Annotated in this window: 15 protein-coding genes; 10 read left to right on the forward strand and 5 right to left on the reverse strand. The window is 57.6% G+C overall.

From position 1 onward, the window contains the following. Positions 1-11 precede the first annotated feature (11 nt). The 5 genes from rbfA (at position 12) to EXZ61_RS09635 (ending at position 5,380) form a co-directional block, all read left to right on the forward strand. Positions 12-383 carry a 30S ribosome-binding factor RbfA gene (rbfA, locus tag EXZ61_RS09615; RefSeq protein ID WP_142811285.1) on the forward strand — a complete coding sequence of 124 codons (372 nt, stop codon included), beginning with the start codon at positions 12-14 and terminating at the stop codon, positions 381-383. Between the two features lie 80 nt (positions 384-463). Further along, positions 464-1,423, forward strand: coding sequence for a tRNA pseudouridine(55) synthase TruB (truB, locus tag EXZ61_RS09620; RefSeq protein WP_425353626.1), 960 nt, complete (start codon positions 464-466; stop codon positions 1,421-1,423). Positions 1,424-1,436: 13 nt separating this feature from the next. Further along, on the forward strand, positions 1,437-3,263 hold the full coding sequence (gene typA / locus EXZ61_RS09625) for a translational GTPase TypA (RefSeq protein WP_142811289.1): 1,827 nt from the start codon (positions 1,437-1,439) through the stop codon (positions 3,261-3,263). Between the two features lie 135 nt (positions 3,264-3,398). Next, positions 3,399-4,271, forward strand: coding sequence for a DMT family transporter (locus EXZ61_RS09630; RefSeq protein ID WP_142811291.1), 873 nt, complete (start codon positions 3,399-3,401; stop codon positions 4,269-4,271). After that, on the forward strand, positions 4,268-5,380 hold the full coding sequence (locus tag EXZ61_RS09635) for an enoyl-CoA hydratase/isomerase family protein (protein WP_142811293.1): 1,113 nt from the start codon (positions 4,268-4,270) through the stop codon (positions 5,378-5,380). Before EXZ61_RS09630 ends, EXZ61_RS09635 begins: the two co-directional genes overlap by 4 nt. Before the next feature lie 34 nt (positions 5,381-5,414). On the opposite strand, the gene smpB is transcribed toward EXZ61_RS09635, so the two are convergent. Next, positions 5,415-5,888 carry an SsrA-binding protein SmpB gene (gene smpB, locus EXZ61_RS09640; RefSeq protein WP_142811295.1) on the reverse strand — a complete coding sequence of 158 codons (474 nt, stop codon included), beginning with the start codon at positions 5,886-5,888 and terminating at the stop codon, positions 5,415-5,417. A gap of 68 nt (positions 5,889-5,956) precedes the next feature. Between smpB and EXZ61_RS09645 the strand changes: the two genes are divergently transcribed. Continuing rightward, positions 5,957-6,400: a type II toxin-antitoxin system RatA family toxin gene (locus EXZ61_RS09645; protein WP_142811297.1), complete on the forward strand. Its 444-nt coding sequence runs from the start codon at positions 5,957-5,959 to the stop codon at positions 6,398-6,400. Beyond that, the gene (locus tag EXZ61_RS09650; RefSeq protein ID WP_142811299.1) at positions 6,390-6,737 is read left to right on the forward strand and encodes an RnfH family protein; all 348 of its coding nucleotides are present in this window, start codon (positions 6,390-6,392) and stop codon (positions 6,735-6,737) included. The genes EXZ61_RS09645 and EXZ61_RS09650 overlap by 11 nt, the downstream gene beginning before the upstream one ends. Positions 6,738-6,743: 6 nt before the next feature. Here EXZ61_RS09650 and EXZ61_RS09655 read toward each other — a convergent pair whose 3' ends face one another. Continuing rightward, the gene (locus EXZ61_RS09655; protein ID WP_237219140.1) at positions 6,744-7,247 is read right to left on the reverse strand and encodes a DUF4124 domain-containing protein; all 504 of its coding nucleotides are present in this window, start codon (positions 7,245-7,247) and stop codon (positions 6,744-6,746) included. Positions 7,248-7,355: 108 nt separating this feature from the next. Between EXZ61_RS09655 and guaB the strand changes: the two genes are divergently transcribed. Both guaB and guaA read left to right on the forward strand, forming a co-directional pair. Further along, the gene (gene guaB / locus EXZ61_RS09660; protein WP_142811303.1) at positions 7,356-8,825 is read left to right on the forward strand and encodes an IMP dehydrogenase; all 1,470 of its coding nucleotides are present in this window, start codon (positions 7,356-7,358) and stop codon (positions 8,823-8,825) included. Between the two features lie 75 nt (positions 8,826-8,900). Beyond that, positions 8,901-10,511 carry a glutamine-hydrolyzing GMP synthase gene (gene guaA / locus EXZ61_RS09665; protein WP_142811305.1) on the forward strand — a complete coding sequence of 537 codons (1,611 nt, stop codon included), beginning with the start codon at positions 8,901-8,903 and terminating at the stop codon, positions 10,509-10,511. Here guaA and EXZ61_RS09670 read toward each other — a convergent pair whose 3' ends face one another. The 3 genes from EXZ61_RS09670 to argA form a co-directional block, all read right to left on the reverse strand. Further along, a complete protein-coding gene (locus EXZ61_RS09670; RefSeq protein ID WP_142811307.1) occupies positions 10,512-11,387 on the reverse strand; it encodes an AraC family transcriptional regulator in 876 nt (291 codons plus the stop codon). A gap of 55 nt (positions 11,388-11,442) precedes the next feature. Beyond that, positions 11,443-11,901, reverse strand: a complete 459-nt coding sequence (locus EXZ61_RS09675) for a GyrI-like domain-containing protein (protein ID WP_142811308.1) — start codon at positions 11,899-11,901, stop codon at positions 11,443-11,445. 131 nt (positions 11,902-12,032) lie between these two features. Next, on the reverse strand, positions 12,033-13,382 hold the full coding sequence (argA, locus tag EXZ61_RS09680; protein WP_142811310.1) for an amino-acid N-acetyltransferase: 1,350 nt from the start codon (positions 13,380-13,382) through the stop codon (positions 12,033-12,035). A 43-nt stretch (positions 13,383-13,425) separates the two neighbouring features. On the opposite strand from argA, the gene hrpA reads away from it, so the two are divergent. Next, positions 13,426-17,601 (forward strand): ATP-dependent RNA helicase HrpA, encoded by a 4,176-nt coding sequence (gene hrpA / locus EXZ61_RS09685; protein ID WP_237219141.1) that lies wholly within the window; start codon positions 13,426-13,428, stop codon positions 17,599-17,601. Positions 17,602-17,613: the final 12 nt, after the last annotated feature.

Raw genomic sequence — 17,613 nt, forward strand, 5'->3', positions numbered from 1 at the left:
GGTGCTGATCTATCGTGCGTAAAAAGTCCAGTACCCCAAACCGCAGCTTTAAGGTCGCTGATCAAATTCAGCGTGATTTGACCGAGCTCATTGCTAGGGAACTTAAAGATCCGCGGGTTGGGATGGTTACGATTCAGGCTGTGGAGGTCACGCCTGACTATGCGCATGCCAAAGTGTTCTTCAGTCTCTTGGTGGGTGACCCTGTCGCTACAGCTGAAGGCTTGAACCAAGCTGCCGGCTTCTTGCGATCGGGGCTATTCAAGCGATTGCACATTCACACTGTGCCAACCTTGCATTTCTTGTTTGATCGTACGACCGAGAAAGCTGCTGACATGAATGCATTGATAGCACGTGCGGTTTCATCACGCGCAAAAGAGGACTGACCATGCCATTCGCCGGGTCGCCTGAGGGTGCGAAGGCTCCCTTGGGGGAGCCGGACGTACTTGCTGGATTGCCGCAAACGTTGCACCCTAAGGGTGGGCGCGTTCGTGTGGTGCGTAGGCCCGTGCACGGTGTCTTGCTGCTAGACAAGCCCTTGGGGTGGTCTAGCAACGATGTACTTCAAAAAGTAAAATGGCTGCTGAGGGCCGAAAAGGCGGGCCACACTGGCACTTTGGACCCTCTCGCTACAGGTGTTTTGCCGCTGTGTTTTGGCGCCGCGACCAAGTTTAGCCAGTTGCATTTGAATGCCGACAAAAGCTACGACGCTGTGGCGCGCTTGGGTGTCAAAACCAGTACCGCGGACGCAGAGGGTGATGTTGTTGAAGAGCGTGCGGTGCATGTCAATGAGCAGGACTTGGTGCGGGTCCAGGCGCAGTTTCTCGGCGCGATAAGCCAAGTGCCGCCTATGCACAGCGCCTTGAAAAAAGAAGGAAAAGCCCTGTACGAATACGCAAGGGCCGGTATTGAAGTGGTGCGTGAGTCACGTGCGGTGCAAATTCACAAACTAGATGTGGCGTTTGAGGCATCAGACGCGCAGCCTGTTTCACTCAATTTGCATGTCAAATGCAGCAAGGGAACGTATATACGAACCTTGGGTGAGGACATTGGCGAAGCGCTCGGATGCGGCGCGCATTTGACCAGCTTGCGCCGTGTGCAGACCGGTGATTTTGGTATTGCACAGTGCGTGACTTTGGAAGCATTGGAAGCGATGGATGAGGCGCAAAGACTGGCGTGTTTGCTGCCTGTTGAAGCCTTGCTTGCGGATCATGTGCCTGTCACGTTAAATAAGGAAAATGCAGCCAGGTTTTCCAATGGTGTTTCACGGCGCGGAGCTTGGAGTGATCACGAAATGGTTGCCGTGTTTTCAGAAACACCGCGTGCGTTGCTGGGTACAGCGCATACATCGGGTGGTGAATTGATACCCGGGCGCTTATTGAGCCCCATCGAGATTGAGCAAATTCAGAAGTTTGACCAGATTTAAGAGAAAGTGAATCATGAGCATTAAGCAAATCCGCAACATCGCCATCATTGCCCACGTTGACCATGGCAAGACCACCATGGTTGACCAGTTGCTGCGTCAGTCCGGCACTTTTGCCGATCACGAAAAAGTGGTCGACACCGTGATGGATAACAACGCGATTGAAAAAGAGCGTGGCATCACGATTTTGGCCAAGAACTGCGCCGTGGTTTGGGAAGGTACCCACATCAACATCGTCGACACGCCCGGACACGCGGACTTCGGTGGCGAGGTGGAGCGCGCATTGAGCATGGTGGACAGCGTGTTGTTGCTGATCGATGCCCAGGAAGGCCCCATGCCCCAAACCCGCTTTGTGACCAAGAAGGCCTTGGCCTTGGGTCTGAAGCCCATCGTGGTGGTGAACAAGGTGGATAAGCCTGGTGCGAATCCTGACAAAGTGGTCAATGCTGCATTCGATTTGTTCGACAAGCTGGGCGCGACCGACGAGCAGTTGGACTTCCCTGTGGTGTATGCCTCTGGTATCAATGGTTGGTCTTCACTGGAAGAAGGCGCTGCTGGTGAGCAATGGGGCCCCGACATGTCGGCCTTGTTCAACACCATCCTGAAGCACGTGCCACCGAACTCTGGTGACCCCGCTGCGCCCTTGCAGTTGCAAATTTCTGCACTGGACTTCTCGAGCTTCGTTGGCCGTATCGGCGTGGGGCGTATCAGCCAAGGTACCGTTAAGCCCATGCAGGATGTGGTGGTTATGGAAGGTCCGAACGGCAAAGCTGTCAAAGGCCGTGTCAACCAGGTGTTGACATTCCAGGGTCTAGACCGCGTGCAAAGTCCTTTGGCTGGACCTGGCGACATCGTTCTGATCAATGGTATTGAAGAAATCGGTATCGGCGTGACGGTGACTGACCCAGCCAACCCACAGCCTTTGCCCATGCTGAAGGTGGACGAGCCCACGCTAACTATGAACTTCTGCGTGAACACCAGCCCCTTGGCTGGCCGCGAAGGCAAGTTTGTGACCAGCCGCCAAATCTGGGACCGTCTGCAAAAAGAACTGCAACACAACGTCGCCTTGCGCGTCAATGAAACAGACGAAGAAGGCGTGTTTGAAGTGCTGGGTCGCGGTGAATTGCACTTGACTATTCTTTTGGAAAACATGCGCCGTGAAGGCTATGAAATGGCCGTTTCCAAACCCCGCGTGATGTTCAAGGACATCGATGGCGAGAAGCATGAGCCCATTGAGTTGGTGACAGCCGACATTGAAGAGCAACACCAGGGCGGCGTGATGCAAGCCATGGGCGAGCGCAAGGGTGAGCTGGTGAATATGGAACCGGATGGTCGCGGCCGTGTGCGCTTGGAATACCGTATCCCTGCCCGTGGCTTGATCGGTTTCTCCAACGAGTTCCTGAACTTGACCCGTGGTTCAGGTTTGATCTCCAACATCTTTGACTGCTATGAGCCGCACAAGGGCGACATCGGTAGCCGGAAGAACGGCGTTTTGATCTCCATGGACGACGGCGAAATCTTCACCTACGCCTTGGGCAAACTGGATGAACGTGGCCGTATGTTCGTGAAGCCTAACGACCCGGTGTACGAAGGCATGATTGTGGGTATCCACAACCGTGACAACGATTTGATCGTAAACGCGACACGTACCAAGCAGCTAACCAACTTCCGTGTTTCCGGCAAGGAAGATGCCATCAAGATCACACCGCCTATTGAGCTGACCTTGGAGTACGGCGTGGAGTTCATTGACGATGATGAGCTGGTAGAAATCACGCCCAAGTCGGTGCGTCTGCGTAAGCGCTTCTTGAAAGAGCACGAACGCAAGCGTGCTTCCCGCGATTAATTCATTGTCCCGGCGTTAGCCGGAGCATTGAAGCCCCGAGAGGGGAATCAACGTCCGCGGTCCGGCTGTGCTGGTACCGCGGCGTTTTCGTTTTAACTGTGCCATTTCCTTTGGCACGCACTTCTTGATTACGGCATGAAGCTCACCCATAACCGCGCTGTCTTGCTGATGGTGCTGGTCGCCTTGATGTGGTCCACGGCCGGAGTCGTGACTCGCCATTTGGAGTCGGCACGCAGTTTTGAGGTTACGTTCTGGCGCTCGTTTTTCACCGTGCTCAGCCTATCGGCCATCTTGCCGCTTGTCAGTGGCAGGCAGGTGTTCGCCAAATTGCGCCTTGCTACTCCGGCGTTTTGGCTGTCAGCTGTCTGCTGGAGCGTCATGTTCACCGCCTTCATGGTTGCACTCACACTCACCTCCGTGGGCAATGTGCTAGTAACCATGTCGATGGGGCCATTGCTGACGGCTTTGATCGCCCGGGTATTCATCGGCCACAGGGTGCCTATGCGTACCTGGGTGGCCGTGGTCGTTGCAGGCGCTGGAATCTTCTATATGTATGCCTCTCAGGTGGGAAGCATCACGCTGTGGGGGACTTTGGTTGCACTGTGTGTTCCCATAGCGGGAGCTACCAACTGGACGGTTACGCAGCACGCCCATGGCCAAGGCCAAGATGTAGATTTGATGCCTGCCGTATGGGTGGGCGGAGTGATATCGTGCCTGGTGGCGCTGCCCTTGGCGCTGCCGTTCCAGGCCACCGCGCACGACGTGGCCTTGCTTGGTCTACTGGGCGTGTTTCAGTTGGCTGTGCCTTGTGTGCTGAGCGTGCGGGTTGCCCAAGTACTGAAAGCGCCCGAGATATCCTTGTTGCAATTGCTGGAAGTTATTTTTGGCATTCTTCTGGCGTGGTGGGGCGCTAACGAGGTGCCTGGTAGTGCCGTGCTGTCCGGTGGCGCATTGGTCATCGGTGCATTGGTCGTCAACGAACTGATTGGATGGAGACAGCGTCAATGACATACGTACATGAGAATTCAGAGCTCTTAACCGAAGTGCGCGGCGGCGTAGGCTTTATCACCTTGAATCGCCCCAAAGCCTTGAATGCGCTCAGTCTGGGCATGGTGCGAAGTTTGTCTGCGGTGTTGCTCGACTGGAAAGACACTGCAGCTATTCATGCCGTCGCCATACGGGGTAGCAACAAAGAGGGCGTTTTTGGTGGATTTTGCGCCGGTGGCGACATCCGCTTCTTTCATGCCGCAGCGCTTGCTGGCAATCCCGCGTTGGAAGACTTTTTCACCGAAGAGTACGCGCTCAACCACCTCATCCATACCTACCCCAAACCCTACATTGCCTTTATGGATGGCATTGTCATGGGCGGAGGCATGGGAATCAGCCAAGGTGCCTCGCACCGGTTGGTGACCGCACGGACCAAGATGGCAATGCCAGAAACCAATATTGGTTTGTTCCCAGACGTTGGCGGTGGCTACTTCTTAAGCCGTTGCCCAGGCAGAGTGGGGGAGTGGTTGGCGTTGACCGGTGAAGTGATAGGCGCAGATCAAGCCCTTGCCTTTGGATTGGCTGACCACGTGCTGGACCCGGCAAACCTTGCGACCGCGTGGGACGCTTTGGCGTCACAGGATTGGAATCAAGAGGATCCACTTGTCAATTGGGTTGCTACATATTCAGTAGCTGAAAGCGCACATTCCACGGGCGCTGAAGGCCAGATTGATCAATTTTTCTCCCGCGATACGGTGTCTGAGATCCTTAGCGCTTTGGAGCTTGACGCCAGTGGCTGGGCACAAGCCACTGCCGCCACCTTGCGCAAGCGCTCGCCGCTCATGCTGCATATAGTGTTGGAGCAAGTGCGCCGTGCACGATCGATGACGCTTGCTGATGACTTGCGCATGGAACGGGGCATGGTGCGCCATTGCTTTGCCACGCAGCATCTGGGGCGTCAAGGGCCGAGTAGCGAGACGGTGGAGGGTATTCGTGCTCTCGCGGTGGACAAAGACCATAGCCCGCGCTGGAGTCCGGCGCGTATTGAAGATGTCACTACCGAAATGGTCGAGGGCTTCTTTCAAAGCCCTTGGCCTGCGCATGCTCACCCTTTACGGGACTTGGTGTAAACAAGTCGAGTTGATGTAGCAGAGTGGGGGCAGCTTAGCGGCTTCGGTCTTTCATAGCCCGCTCCACCTCACGCTTGCCTTCTCGATCTTTGATGGTGTCGCGCTTGTCATGCTCGGCCTTGCCTTTGGCGAGTGCGATGTCGCATTTCACTTTGCCAGACTTCCAGTGCAGGTTAATCGGTACTAGCGTATAGCCTTTCTGCTCTACCTTGCCGATCAAGCGTTTGATTTCTTCCCTGTGCATGAGCAGTTTCTTGGTCCGCACTTTGTCAGGGCTCACATGGGTAGACGCGGTATGCAAGGGATGGATCTGCAGGCCAAGGATGAACAGCTCACCATTGCGTATCACCACGTAGCCGTCGGTGAGTTGGACCTTACCTTCGCGCAGTGACTTGACCTCCCAGCCTTCGAGCACAATCCCGGCTTCAAATCGTTCTTCAAAAAAATAATTGAACGCCGCTTTTTTGTTGTCAGCGATGCGAGTTGCGGTTTCAGGTTTTTTAGCCATGTGCGTTAGATAGGGATGTAATGGATGCGAACAAGGCTTGACTACAATCCCGCGCAGACCGCTATTCTATGAAAACCGTAACCAAGTCAGTCCTCATCTGGTACAGCCCCCAAGAAATGTACGTACTCGTCACTGACGTTGCGCAATATCCACAATTTTTGCCTTGGTGTGACCATTCCAAAATTGTGGAAGAGGACGCCTCGGGTATGACTGCGGAAGTCGGCATTTCATTTGGTGGAATTCGACAAACTTTTACCACTCGTAACACCCACGTGCCCCCCAGTGCTGTGAATTTACAACTGGTCGATGGGCCGTTTTCACGCTTGGATGGGCAATGGCGCTTCATGGCCTTGGGAGACGGTTCCCAGCGCGCTTGCAAAGTCGAGCTTTCACTGAACTACGGTTTTGATAACGCTACGCTGGGTGCATTGGTTGGCCCCGTGTTCGACAAGATCGCCGCAAACATGGTGGATGCGTTTGTGAAGCGTGCGCAACAGATGTATGGAACTTGATCGTTTACTACATGTCACCGTGGTGTACGCGCCGCATGCGCGCCAAGCACGCGAGCATTTGATTGAGGTGAAGTCTGGCAGCACCGTGGCGCAGTGCTTGTCGGCCAGTGGTTCGCTCACTGGCATGACAGCTGACGATTTACTGCAATTGCGGGTCGGCGTATGGGGAAGAAAATGTTCCCTTGCACATATCGTGCGAGATGGGGATCGCGTGGAGCTTTACCGCGCCTTGCGGGTCGACCCCAAGGTCGCGCGTCGCGAGCGATTCAATCGCCAAGGCGCTAAAGCAGCGGGTTTGTTTGCGACCCGCCGCGCTGGCGCCAAAGCGGGCTACTGACGCCAGTTACTTGCAGTTGGCTTCCATGGCTGCCTGCACGGTTTTTAGCTCGGTGGCACGCGCGGCGTCATCCAGAACTTCTCTTTCACCATTGGCCGCCGTGCGGGAAATGCGAATGCCAGAGTCCAATGTGGCTTTGGCCTGTTTGGCTCGGGCGCAGCTTTCAATCTTCGCTTTGGCAAGGCGCTCTTCGTCAGCCTTGCGTTTGGCGGCTTCTGCGTCGGCTGCTTGCTTTTTCTTGGCTTCTAGTGCTTTGTCTACGCCTGCATCTTTGGGAGCAACCGGTGCGGCTGTTCCAGATGCACCTTGAGCTGCGGCTTCACTAGGGGCAGGCGCAGCGTCTGCGCTGAGTGGGGGTGCTGTAGCCGCAGCGCCAGAGGGGCGCTTGAGAATGCTCTTCTCCGCCACGTCAGGCGGTGGGGCTCGGTCACTGAACACTTTGCGGCCATCTTTGTCTACCCATTGCCACTGGGCGTAGACGGTCAAGCTACCCATGGATAAGGCGACCATGAAAAGTAAGTGCGTCGGTTTCATGCGTGAAGTGTAGCCGCCTGATGGAACTTCACGTGAAGGCCGCGTGTCGTCCAAGGGTACAATCTGCCATTTGGAGCTAAGAACATGCGCCTGATCGGCAAAGCGCTCACCTTCGACGACGTCTTGTTGGTGCCAGCGTACTCCCAAGTCCTTCCTAAGGACACCTCTCTCGCCACCCGTTTTACCCGCAACATCGCTCTTAACCTGCCCTTGGTCTCAGCCGCCATGGATACGGTGACCGAAGCGCGCTTGGCCATTGCCATTGCCCAAGAAGGGGGCATTGGCATTGTTCACAAGAACATGTCGGCGCAGGAGCAGGCGGCGCAAGTTTCCAAAGTCAAGCGCTATGAATCGGGCGTATTGCGTGACCCCGTGGTCATTACACCGAACCACACGGTGCGCCAGGTCATGGCCTTGTCTGATCAGCTGGGCGTCTCGGGCTTCCCGGTGGTGGATGGCGGCAAAGTGGTCGGAATCGTGACCGGTCGTGACTTGCGGTTTGAAACCCGCTACGACCTGCCGGTGAGCAACATCATGACCAAGCGCGATAAGCTGGTCACCGTGCCGGACGGCACCACATTGGCCCAAGCCAAGGTCTTACTCAACCAACACAAAATTGAACGCCTTTTGGTGGTGAACGACGCGTTTGAGCTCAAGGGCTTGATCACGGTGAAAGACATCACCAAACAAACCAGCTTTCCCAACGCTGCACGCGACGCCCAAGGCAAGTTGCGTGTGGGTGCGGCCGTTGGCGTGGGTGACGGCACTGAAGAGCGTGTAGAGGCCTTGGCCCGCGCTGGCGTGGATGCCATCGTGGTCGACACAGCGCATGGGCACAGCAAAGGCGTGATCGATCGTGTGCGTTGGGTCAAACAAAACTACCCCCACATTGATGTCATTGGTGGCAACATCGCCACGGGCGCTGCCGCTTTAGCCTTGGTTGAGGCTGGTGCAGACGCGGTGAAGGTCGGTATTGGCCCAGGCTCCATCTGTACAACCCGTATCGTGGCGGGTGTGGGCGTTCCCCAAATCATGGCCATTGATAGCGTGGCTACTGCGCTCAAAGGGACAGGCGTTCCTTTGATTGCCGACGGCGGTATTCGCTACAGCGGTGACATTTCTAAAGCCATCGCTGCTGGAGCCAGCACCGTGATGATGGGTGGCATGTTTGCCGGCACGGAAGAAGCGCCAGGCGAAGTCATTTTGTTCCAAGGCCGCAGCTACAAGAGCTACCGTGGTATGGGCAGCATTGGTGCCATGCAGCAAGGCAGCGCAGACCGTTACTTCCAAGAGTCCAGCACCGGCAACCCCAATGCAGACAAGCTGGTGCCAGAAGGCATTGAAGGCCGTGTGCCTTACAAAGGCTCCATGGTCGCCATCGTGTACCAAATGGCCGGTGGCGTGCGTGCGAGCATGGGCTACTGCGGAGCGGCCACCATCGAAGACATGCAAAACCATGCTGAGTTTGTGGAAATCACCACTGCCGGCATCCGTGAAAGCCATGTCCACGACGTGCAAATCACCAAAGAAGCGCCCAATTACCGCGCGGATTGAGTCACTAAAGACTTTTAAGGCGTCTGGCAGCAGACGCCTTTTTTACTTTTAACCCTTGCTCTTACCTCGTTTGCCATGCACCAAAAAATTCTGATTCTTGATTTCGGCTCTCAAGTGACCCAACTGATCGCACGCCGCGTGCGCGAGGCCCATGTGTTTTGCGAAGTGCACCCTTGCGATGTATCGGAAGAGTGGATTCGGGACTACGCGCGCGACGGAAACCTCAAAGGCATCATCTTGTCTGGTAGCCATGCCAGTGTGTACGAAGAGACCACAGACAAGGCTCCACAAGTCATTTTTGAGCTTGGTCTGCCTGTTTTAGGCATTTGCTACGGCATGCAAGCCATGGCGCACCAGTTGGGCGGTTTGGTGCAGGGCGGCCACAAACGCGAGTTTGGTCACGCAGATGTTCGGGCACATGGCCATACGCGCTTGCTGGAAGGCATTCAAGACTACGCTACGCCAGAAGGCTACGGCATGTTGCAAGTGTGGATGAGCCATGGCGACAAGGTCACCGAGCTGCCACCCGGCTTCAAGCTTATGGCTTCGACCGACAGTTGCCCCATTGCCGCCATGGCAGACGAAGAGCGCCGTTTTTATGCGGTGCAGTTTCACCCGGAAGTGACCCACACCAAGCGCGGCGCAGCGATCTTAGAGCGCTTTGTGTTGGAGATTTGCGAGACGCGCGCTGACTGGATCATGGGCGACTACATCAGCGAAGCGGTGGAGAAAATCCGCGCGCAAGTGGGCTCTGAAGAAGTCATCTTGGGCTTGTCGGGCGGGGTGGACTCCTCTGTGGCGGCCGCATTGATTCACCGTGCCATTGGCGACCAACTCACCTGCGTTTTTGTCGACCACGGCTTGTTGCGTTTGAATGAAGGCGACATGGTGATGGACATGTTTGTGGGCAAGTTGCACGCCAAAGTGATTCGCGTGGATGCTGCTGACCAGTTCTTGGGTCACTTGGCTGGAGTGTCTGACCCGGAAGCCAAGCGCAAAATCATTGGCCGTGAGTTCGTGGAAGTGTTCAAGGCCGAAGCCGCCAAGCTCAAAGGCGAAGGGGCCAAAGGCGCCAAATGGCTGGCCCAAGGCACGATTTACCCTGACGTGATTGAGTCTGGCGGAGCGAAGAGCAAAAAGGCCGTGACCATCAAGAGCCACCACAACGTGGGCGGCTTGCCTGAGCAGCTTGGCTTGAAGCTCTTGGAGCCATTGCGCGAATTGTTCAAGGACGAAGTGCGCGAGCTGGGCGTGGCGCTGGGCTTGCCTTACCACATGGTGTATCGCCACCCCTTCCCAGGGCCAGGCTTGGGTGTGCGGATCTTGGGCGAGGTAAAAAAAGTGTATGCAGATTTGCTGCGCCGTGCCGATGCCATCTTTATTGAAGAATTGCGCAATTTCATTGACCCAGAAACTGGCAAGAGCTGGTACGACCTCACCAGCCAGGCCTTCACCGTGTTCTTGCCCGTCAAGAGCGTGGGCGTCATGGGCGATGGCCGCACGTATGACTATGTGGTAGCCCTGCGCGCCGTGCAAACCAGCGACTTCATGACCGCCGACTGGGCCGAGCTGCCCTATGCACTCTTGAAGAAAGTGTCTGGCCGCATCATCAACGAAGTGCGCGGTATAAACCGCGTAACCTACGACGTCAGCAGCAAGCCACCAGCCACAATTGAGTGGGAATAATCAACGCAGCGCGCGCAGCGGCATGTAAATGTCGGTGCGTAGCGCTGTGGGGGCAGTGTCCAGGGGGGAGTTGAGGTATTCCTCAAACACCGGGGCATCGGCTACCTCTCTGCCGGATTGCGGCAGCCAATAGCCAAACAGCCAGCGGTACGCTGCATGCATGGAAGCGTAGGGGCCTTGGTATTGCAGCACCGCGTAGGGGCCGCCGACGAGTTGCCGGTGTTCTAGTGGTGCTGTGATCAATGCTTCAGGGATTTGCGCGGGGTTCCACTCCACACACGCTTGGGAGCGCAGGTCTTTCTCCTGAACTGCGAATGGGTCATCCCAATACACGCCAATGCTGCGTAGCGCTCGCACTTCTAGGCGCTGGGCGCCTAGCCAGCCGTACAAGGTGCCAAAGGCTTTACCGATTTCCATGAACGAGCCTTGGTGGGGCACGCCCACTAGCTCGAGCGCTGAGACCTCTACCAGTTTCACGGCAAAGGCATCCGCCTGGTAGTCGGGGCGGGTGTAGTGAAACGCGATGTGCTGCCCCGTCTCTCTGAAGCTTGCGGGTGCTTGCCCATACACCGCAGTGAAAGTGCGGGTGAACGATTGCACATTGGGGTAGCCCCACTTCTTGGCAATGGCACTCACTGCAGCTCCGGTTTGGGCCAGTTCCGCCGCAGCGCGTTGGAGTCGCAGGCGTTTGACTGTGGCGGCCATGGTCTCGCCAAAAAAAGCGGCGTAGATCCGGTGCCAGTGCTCTGCCGATAAATGCGCCAGTTCGGCCAACTGCAGCATATTCAGCGGTTGGTCCAAATGGTCGTGGATGTAGTCGCTAACCCTTTGGAAACGGGCGTGGTAATCGCTAAGGGGTTTGATGGCGCGTGACATAGGGCAATGACCAGTCTATGGTGCGGTGATTGTGGCGCACTGCACCGGGAGTCAGCTACTTCACGCTCACCATGATGCGAATAGCGCCATCTGCGCTGTAGTGTTCGTAGTCAGGCAAGAACTTGCGGGGCAGGTCATGCATTTGCCAAATCTGTTGCCATGCCGGGCCCACTTGGTCGGGGCGTGCTGGCTCCACCTTGAATACGGCGCGATTGGCGGCAGGTATTTGGGTGCTGGCAAAGCCTGCTGGCACTCTAGAAGCATCGCTGACCGTGCAGCCAAGCACAAAGCTGTACCCCAAGGTGTAGACCTCTTCGGGACGCTCTGGGATGCGGTCAAAGTCGGTGTACACCGCATAGAGATCATCGCTCAGTCGGTTGGGAATCTGGTCCAACACCGCCTTCTCAAAAAAAGCGCTCCATACGGGGGGAATGTCGTTAAAAGCGGTCGCGTTCTGAGTGCGAATCGAGAGGCCAACAATGGTCAGGGCAGGCGCTTGCACAAGGCTGTACATAGGGTTTGCTTAGGAGTTGCGAGGCCCCTAAGGTATCACCCATGCTCTTTACAAATCCTGCGGAAATGCGTGGCTGGGCGGATTGGCGCACCTGGTCAAGGTGCGCCATTTTTAGGGCCAATTTCCCGGCCTTAGCCCAGTTTTTTGACTAAGACTTGGCTCTTGCGGTCCCAGTTGTATTTGCGCTTGCGGGCTTCGGGCAGCCAGTCTGGGTCGACCAAGACAAAGCCGCGCTTCAAGAACCAGTGGGTGGTGCGGGTGGTCAGCACAAAAATGCTGTCTAGGCCTGCCGCCTTGGCGCGTTGCTCCACACGCTTGAGCACACGCTCGCCGTCGCCTTGGCCTTGCACCTGGGGCGACACGGTGAGGGCAGCCATTTCGGCGGTGCGTGCCTCGGGGTAGGCGTACAAGGCGGCACAGGCAAAGATCACGCCGTCATGCTCGATGACGGTGTACAGGCCCGCGTCGCGCTCGATCTCGGTGCGGCTGCGCTTGACCAAGGTGCCGTCTTTTTCAAACGGTTCGATCAGTTGCAAGATGCCGCCTACATCGTCTTCGGTGGCTTCGCGCAAGCTCTCTAGCTTTTCGTCCACCACCATGGTGCCAATCCCATCGTGTACATATACCTCCAGCAAGATGGAGCCGTCCACCGCAAACGGGATGATGTGGCTGCGCTCCACCCCGTTTTTGCAGGCCTTGACGCAGTGCTGCAAGTAAAAGCCAATATCGGTGGGCACGCTGGCGGCAGGTAGCGTGGCGAGCAGCTTCTCAGCCGTAGCCAAGGGGAGTTCGGTGTCTATGGGGTTGTCTTCTCCGGCAGGAGCCAGCGGGTCGATACGAATGCCGGGCACTTCGGTCACAAATATCAACTTGTCCGCCTGCAGCTCGGTAGCGACCGAGGTTGCCACTTCTTCCATGGTGAGGTTGAACGCCTCGCCGGTGGGGGAGAAGCCAAAGGGCGAAAGCAACAGCAGCGCGCCCATGTCCAAGGTTTTGCTAATGCCCGCAATGTCTACCTTGCGCACCAAACCGCTGTGCTGAAAGTCAATGCCATCGACAATGCCCACCGGCCGCGCGGTGATGAAGTTGCCCGAAATCACCCGCACCGTGGAGTCCGCCATGGGCGTGTTGGGCAAGCCTTGGCTAAATGCCGCTTCAATCTCGTAGCGCAATTGGCCGGCGGCCTCTTGGGCGCAGTCCAGCGCCACTTCGTCGGTAATGCGAATGCCGTGGCTGTACTTGGGCGTGTGCCCTTTGGCGCGCAGCTGCTCATTGACCTGTGGGCGAAAGCCGTGGACCAGCACAATGCGCACGCCCATGCTCTGGATCATCGCCAAGTCCTGGGCCAAATGGGGCAGTTTGCCCGCCGCAATGGCCTCGCCTGCAATGCCCACCACAAAGGTTTGGTTGCGAAACTTGTGGATATAGGGCGCCACAGAGCGAAACCAAGGCACAAAGGTGAAGTTAAAAACAGAGGTCATGCGGGCAAGGTGCGGTTAAACAGGGTGGTGGCTGGGATAATCCGTGATTCTCTACGAAGTTACCGCCTTGACAGCCCAGCCCTTACAAATCGAGTTTCCTGAAACCCTGCCCGTGTCGGGCAAACGCCAAGAGATCATGGACGCCATTGCGGCGCACCAAGTGGTGATCGTCTGTGGCGAAACTGGTTCAGGCAAGACCACCCAGCTCCCCAAGATTGCCCTTGCCATGGGGCGCGGCAAGCTCAACTACCCAGTGGGGCAGCGTGGGCGCTTGATTGGTCACACCCAACCGCGCCGCATAGCCGCCAGCAGCGTGGCCAAGCGCATTGCCGAAGAGCTGAAAACCCCGCTGGGTGATGTGGTGGGCTTTAAGGTCCGCTTCCAAGACCGCTTGAGCAAAGACGCCTCCGTCAAACTGATGACTGACGGCATCTTGCTGGCCGAGACGCAGACCGACCCACTGCTCAACGCCTACGACACCATCATCATCGACGAGGCGCATGAGCGTTCGCTCAACATCGACTTCTTGCTGGGCTACCTGCGCCAAATACTGCCGCGCCGGCCAGACCTCAAAATCATCGTCACCTCGGCCACCATTGATGCGCAGCGCTTTGCGGAACACTTTGCGAGCCGACCGGCGCTGGGCCGCCCCAAGCCGGGCGACGCCCCCGTGGGGGGCAGCGACCCGCAGCGCGGTGGAGCGTGGGGGCCTTTAACACCCGCGCCCGTCATCATGGTGTCCGGCCGCATGTTCCCAGTGGAGCAGCGCTACCGGCCGTTTGAAGAAAGCCGCGAGTACGACCTCAACAACGCCATTGCCGATGGTGTGGATGAGCTGTGGCGCGATCCCCACAACCAAGGTGACATCTTGGTGTTTCTGCCCGGCGAGCGTGAGATTCGCGAGGCGGCGGACCACCTGCGCAAGCACCTGAGCCACCAACCGGTGATGCGCGGTGCCGAAGTGCTGCCGCTGTTTGCGCGCCTGAGCCCGGCGGAGCAAGACCGTATTTTTGACGGCCACACGGGCAGGCGCATTGTGTTGGCAACCAACGTTGCCGAGACGTCGTTGACCGTGCCAGGCACCCGATACGTCATTGACGCAGGTACAGCGCGCGTGAAGCGCTATAGTTTTAGAAGCAAGGTGGAGCAGCTGTTGGTGGAGCCCATCAGCCAAAGCTCGGCCAACCAGCGGGCAGGGCGCTGCGGGCGTGTGGCCAACGGCATTTGCATCCGCCTGTACGACCAGCAAGACTTCGACGGCCGCCCCAAGTTCACCGACCCTGAAATCCTGCGCAGCTCCTTGGCTGGCGTCATTCTGCGCATGAAGTCATTGCACCTGGGGGTGGTGGAAGACTTTCCTTTCATTGAGCGCCCTAGCGGCCGCGCCATTGCCGACGGCTACCAACTGCTCAATGAGCTAGGTGCCGTGGATGACGCCAACGAACTCACGCCCATGGGTCAAGAGTTGGCCAAGTTGCCGCTAGACCCCCGCGTGGGCCGCATGATTTTGGAAGCTCGTTCGCGCGAGGCGCTGGACGAGGTGCTGGTCATTGCCAGCGCCTTGAGCGTGCAAGATGTGCGCGACCGCCCCATGGATGCCCAGCAACAGGCTGATGCCGCGCACCAAAAATTTGACGATGAAAAGAGTGAGTTCACCGGCTACCTGAAGCTGTGGAAATGGATACACGACGCACGTGGCGGCGCATCACCTGCCGCCCCGGGAGTTGGGGGCGGTGGGCGTTCTGCGCAGGTCAAGGAGGAGCCCGCAAAGCGGGCGGGGGACACGGAGCAGAGCGCACGCCGACTCCAGCTCCCAGCGAACGCACAAGGATCTGCGCACAGCCCCACCCACAAACTTACCAACCGCCAATACGAACAACTCCTGCGCCAGAACTTCGTCAGTATCCGCCGCGTGCGCGAGTGGAAAGATATCCACAGCCAGCTACACACCGTGGTGGCAGAACACAAGTGGCGCCTCAACACCACGCCCGCTAGCTACGAGCAGCTGCATCTGTCCATGCTGTCGGGCCTTTTGGGCAATATTGGCTGCAAGATTGAAACCGAGGGCGCATCGGGCGACTACCTGGGTGCGCGCTCGGTCAAGTTTTACCCCCACCCAGGCGCCCATTTGACCAAGAAGCCGGGCCGCTGGATTGTGGCTGCTGAACTCGTGGAAACCACGCGCTTATTTGGCCGGGGCATTGCAGGCATAGACCCGCAGTGGCTGGAGCAGGTGGGTGGCCATTTGCTCAAAAAGCAGCTGGTCGACCCGCACTGGGAGAAAAAGGCCGCCGAGGTCATGGCCCTAGAGCGGGCCACGCTATATGGCGTGGTGGTCTACAGCGGGCGCAAGGTGAACTACAGCCGGGTCGATCTGCCCGGTGCACGTGAAATTTTTATTCGCGAAGCCCTGGTAGGCCAACAGTGGGAAACCACGCTGCCGTTTCTGGCGGCCAACCACAAGCTCATCAAGCAGGTGGAAGACCTGGAGCACAAAGCCCGCCGCCAAGACGTGCTGGTGGATGATGAGTTGATCTACGCGTTCTACGACCAGCAACTGCCTGCCGATGTGTGCAGCGGCTATAGCTTTGAGCGCTGGTACCGCGAAGAGCTCAAGCGCCAGCCCAAGCTCTTGATGCTGACCCGCGAAGAACTCATGCGCCATGAGGCGGCCGGCATCACCACCCAGTCATTTCCCAAGACGCTGCGCTTGGGCGGTGTGGACTGTGTCGCCACCTATTTGCATGAGCCAGGCGATGCCAAAGACGGTTTGACGGTGACCGTGCCCATCTTTGTGCTCAACCAAGTGAGCGAAGAGCGCTGCGAATGGCTGGTGCCCGGCATGCTCAAAGACAAGGTGCAGGCGCTGATCAAGACCCTGCACCAGCGCCCACGCAGCCGCTTGGTGCCGCTGCCAGACACCGCCACCAAATTTGCCACCGTCTTGAACGCGCCCGAGCGCTTTGGGGCGGGCAGCTTGGTGGATGCCGTGCTCAAACTGGTGCGCGAGGCCACCTCGCTAGACATCGTGCGCGCCGACATCAAGGTAGACATGCTCACGCCCCATTTCTTTATGAACTTCAGGGTGGTGGACGAGCATGGGCGCCAGCTAGGCCATGGCCGCAACTTAGGCGCGCTCAAGGCCGAGCTGGGTGCACAAGCACGCGGTGCATTCCAAGCACTGGCGGGCTTGAAGTTGGCTGGCAGCAAAACTGCAGAGATTCAGCCGAATTTGGGGCAAAAACAGGCAGTAGCGCCCATGCATACTACGTCATTAGCTACTAAAAATGTAGCTAATGGCGCACAGAAAACGGGCGCTGCGCCGCCGCCGCCAGCAGCCAAGGCCGGTGCAACGCACACCAGTTGGACCTTTGGTGAGCTGCCGGAGTTGCTAGAGATACAAAAAGGCGGCCAAACACTGATTGGCTACCCGGCAGTGATTGACGGTGGTGAGTCCGTCAGCATTGAAGTGTTTGACGAACCCGATGTGGCTGCTGCCAAACACCGCGCAGGCTTGCGCCGTTTGTTTGCTCTGCAAATCAAAGACGCGCTCAAGTACCTAGAGAAAAACATCCCCGACCTGCAAAAAATGGCCGTCACCTTCATGCAAGTGGGCAAGGCGGACAACGGCTCGGGCGGCGGCACGCTGGAAGAGTTGCGGGAACAAATCATCGCAGTGGCCTTGGACCGGGCGTTTTTGCTAGACCCTTTGCCCACGGATGAGTTCGCATTCAAGCGGCGGGTGGACGAAGGGCGGGGGCGGCTCACGCTCATTTCTACCGAAGTGGCGCGTTTGGCAGCCACCATCTTGGCGGAATACGCGGTCGCAGCCCGCAAAATCAAAGACACCAAGAATGCGGCAGACGCTACTGCCGACGCCAGCCAGCAGCTAGGGCGCTTGATCTCCAAACGCTTTTTGCTGCAAACGCCTTGGGGGCCCTTGCAGCACTTTGCGCGCTACCAAAAAGCCATTACTGCACGTTTGGACAAATACCGCGCAGACCCCGCGCGTGACGCCGCCCGCATGGCCGAGCTGCGCCCGCTGGAGCAGCGCTATTGGCGCTTGGTGGCCGAGCGCAAAGGCGTGGTGGATGAACGCATGCTCGAGTTCCGTTGGCTCTTGGAGGAGTTGCGCGTGAGCTTCTTTGCCCAAGAGCTGCGTACCCCGCAGCCTGTGAGCGTCAAGCGCCTTGAAAAGGCCTGGGCACAGTTGGGTTAGAGAGTTGATGGT

Source organism: Rhodoferax aquaticus (assembly GCF_006974105.1).
Taxonomy (GTDB): domain Bacteria; phylum Pseudomonadota; class Gammaproteobacteria; order Burkholderiales; family Burkholderiaceae_C; genus Allorhodoferax; species Allorhodoferax aquaticus_A.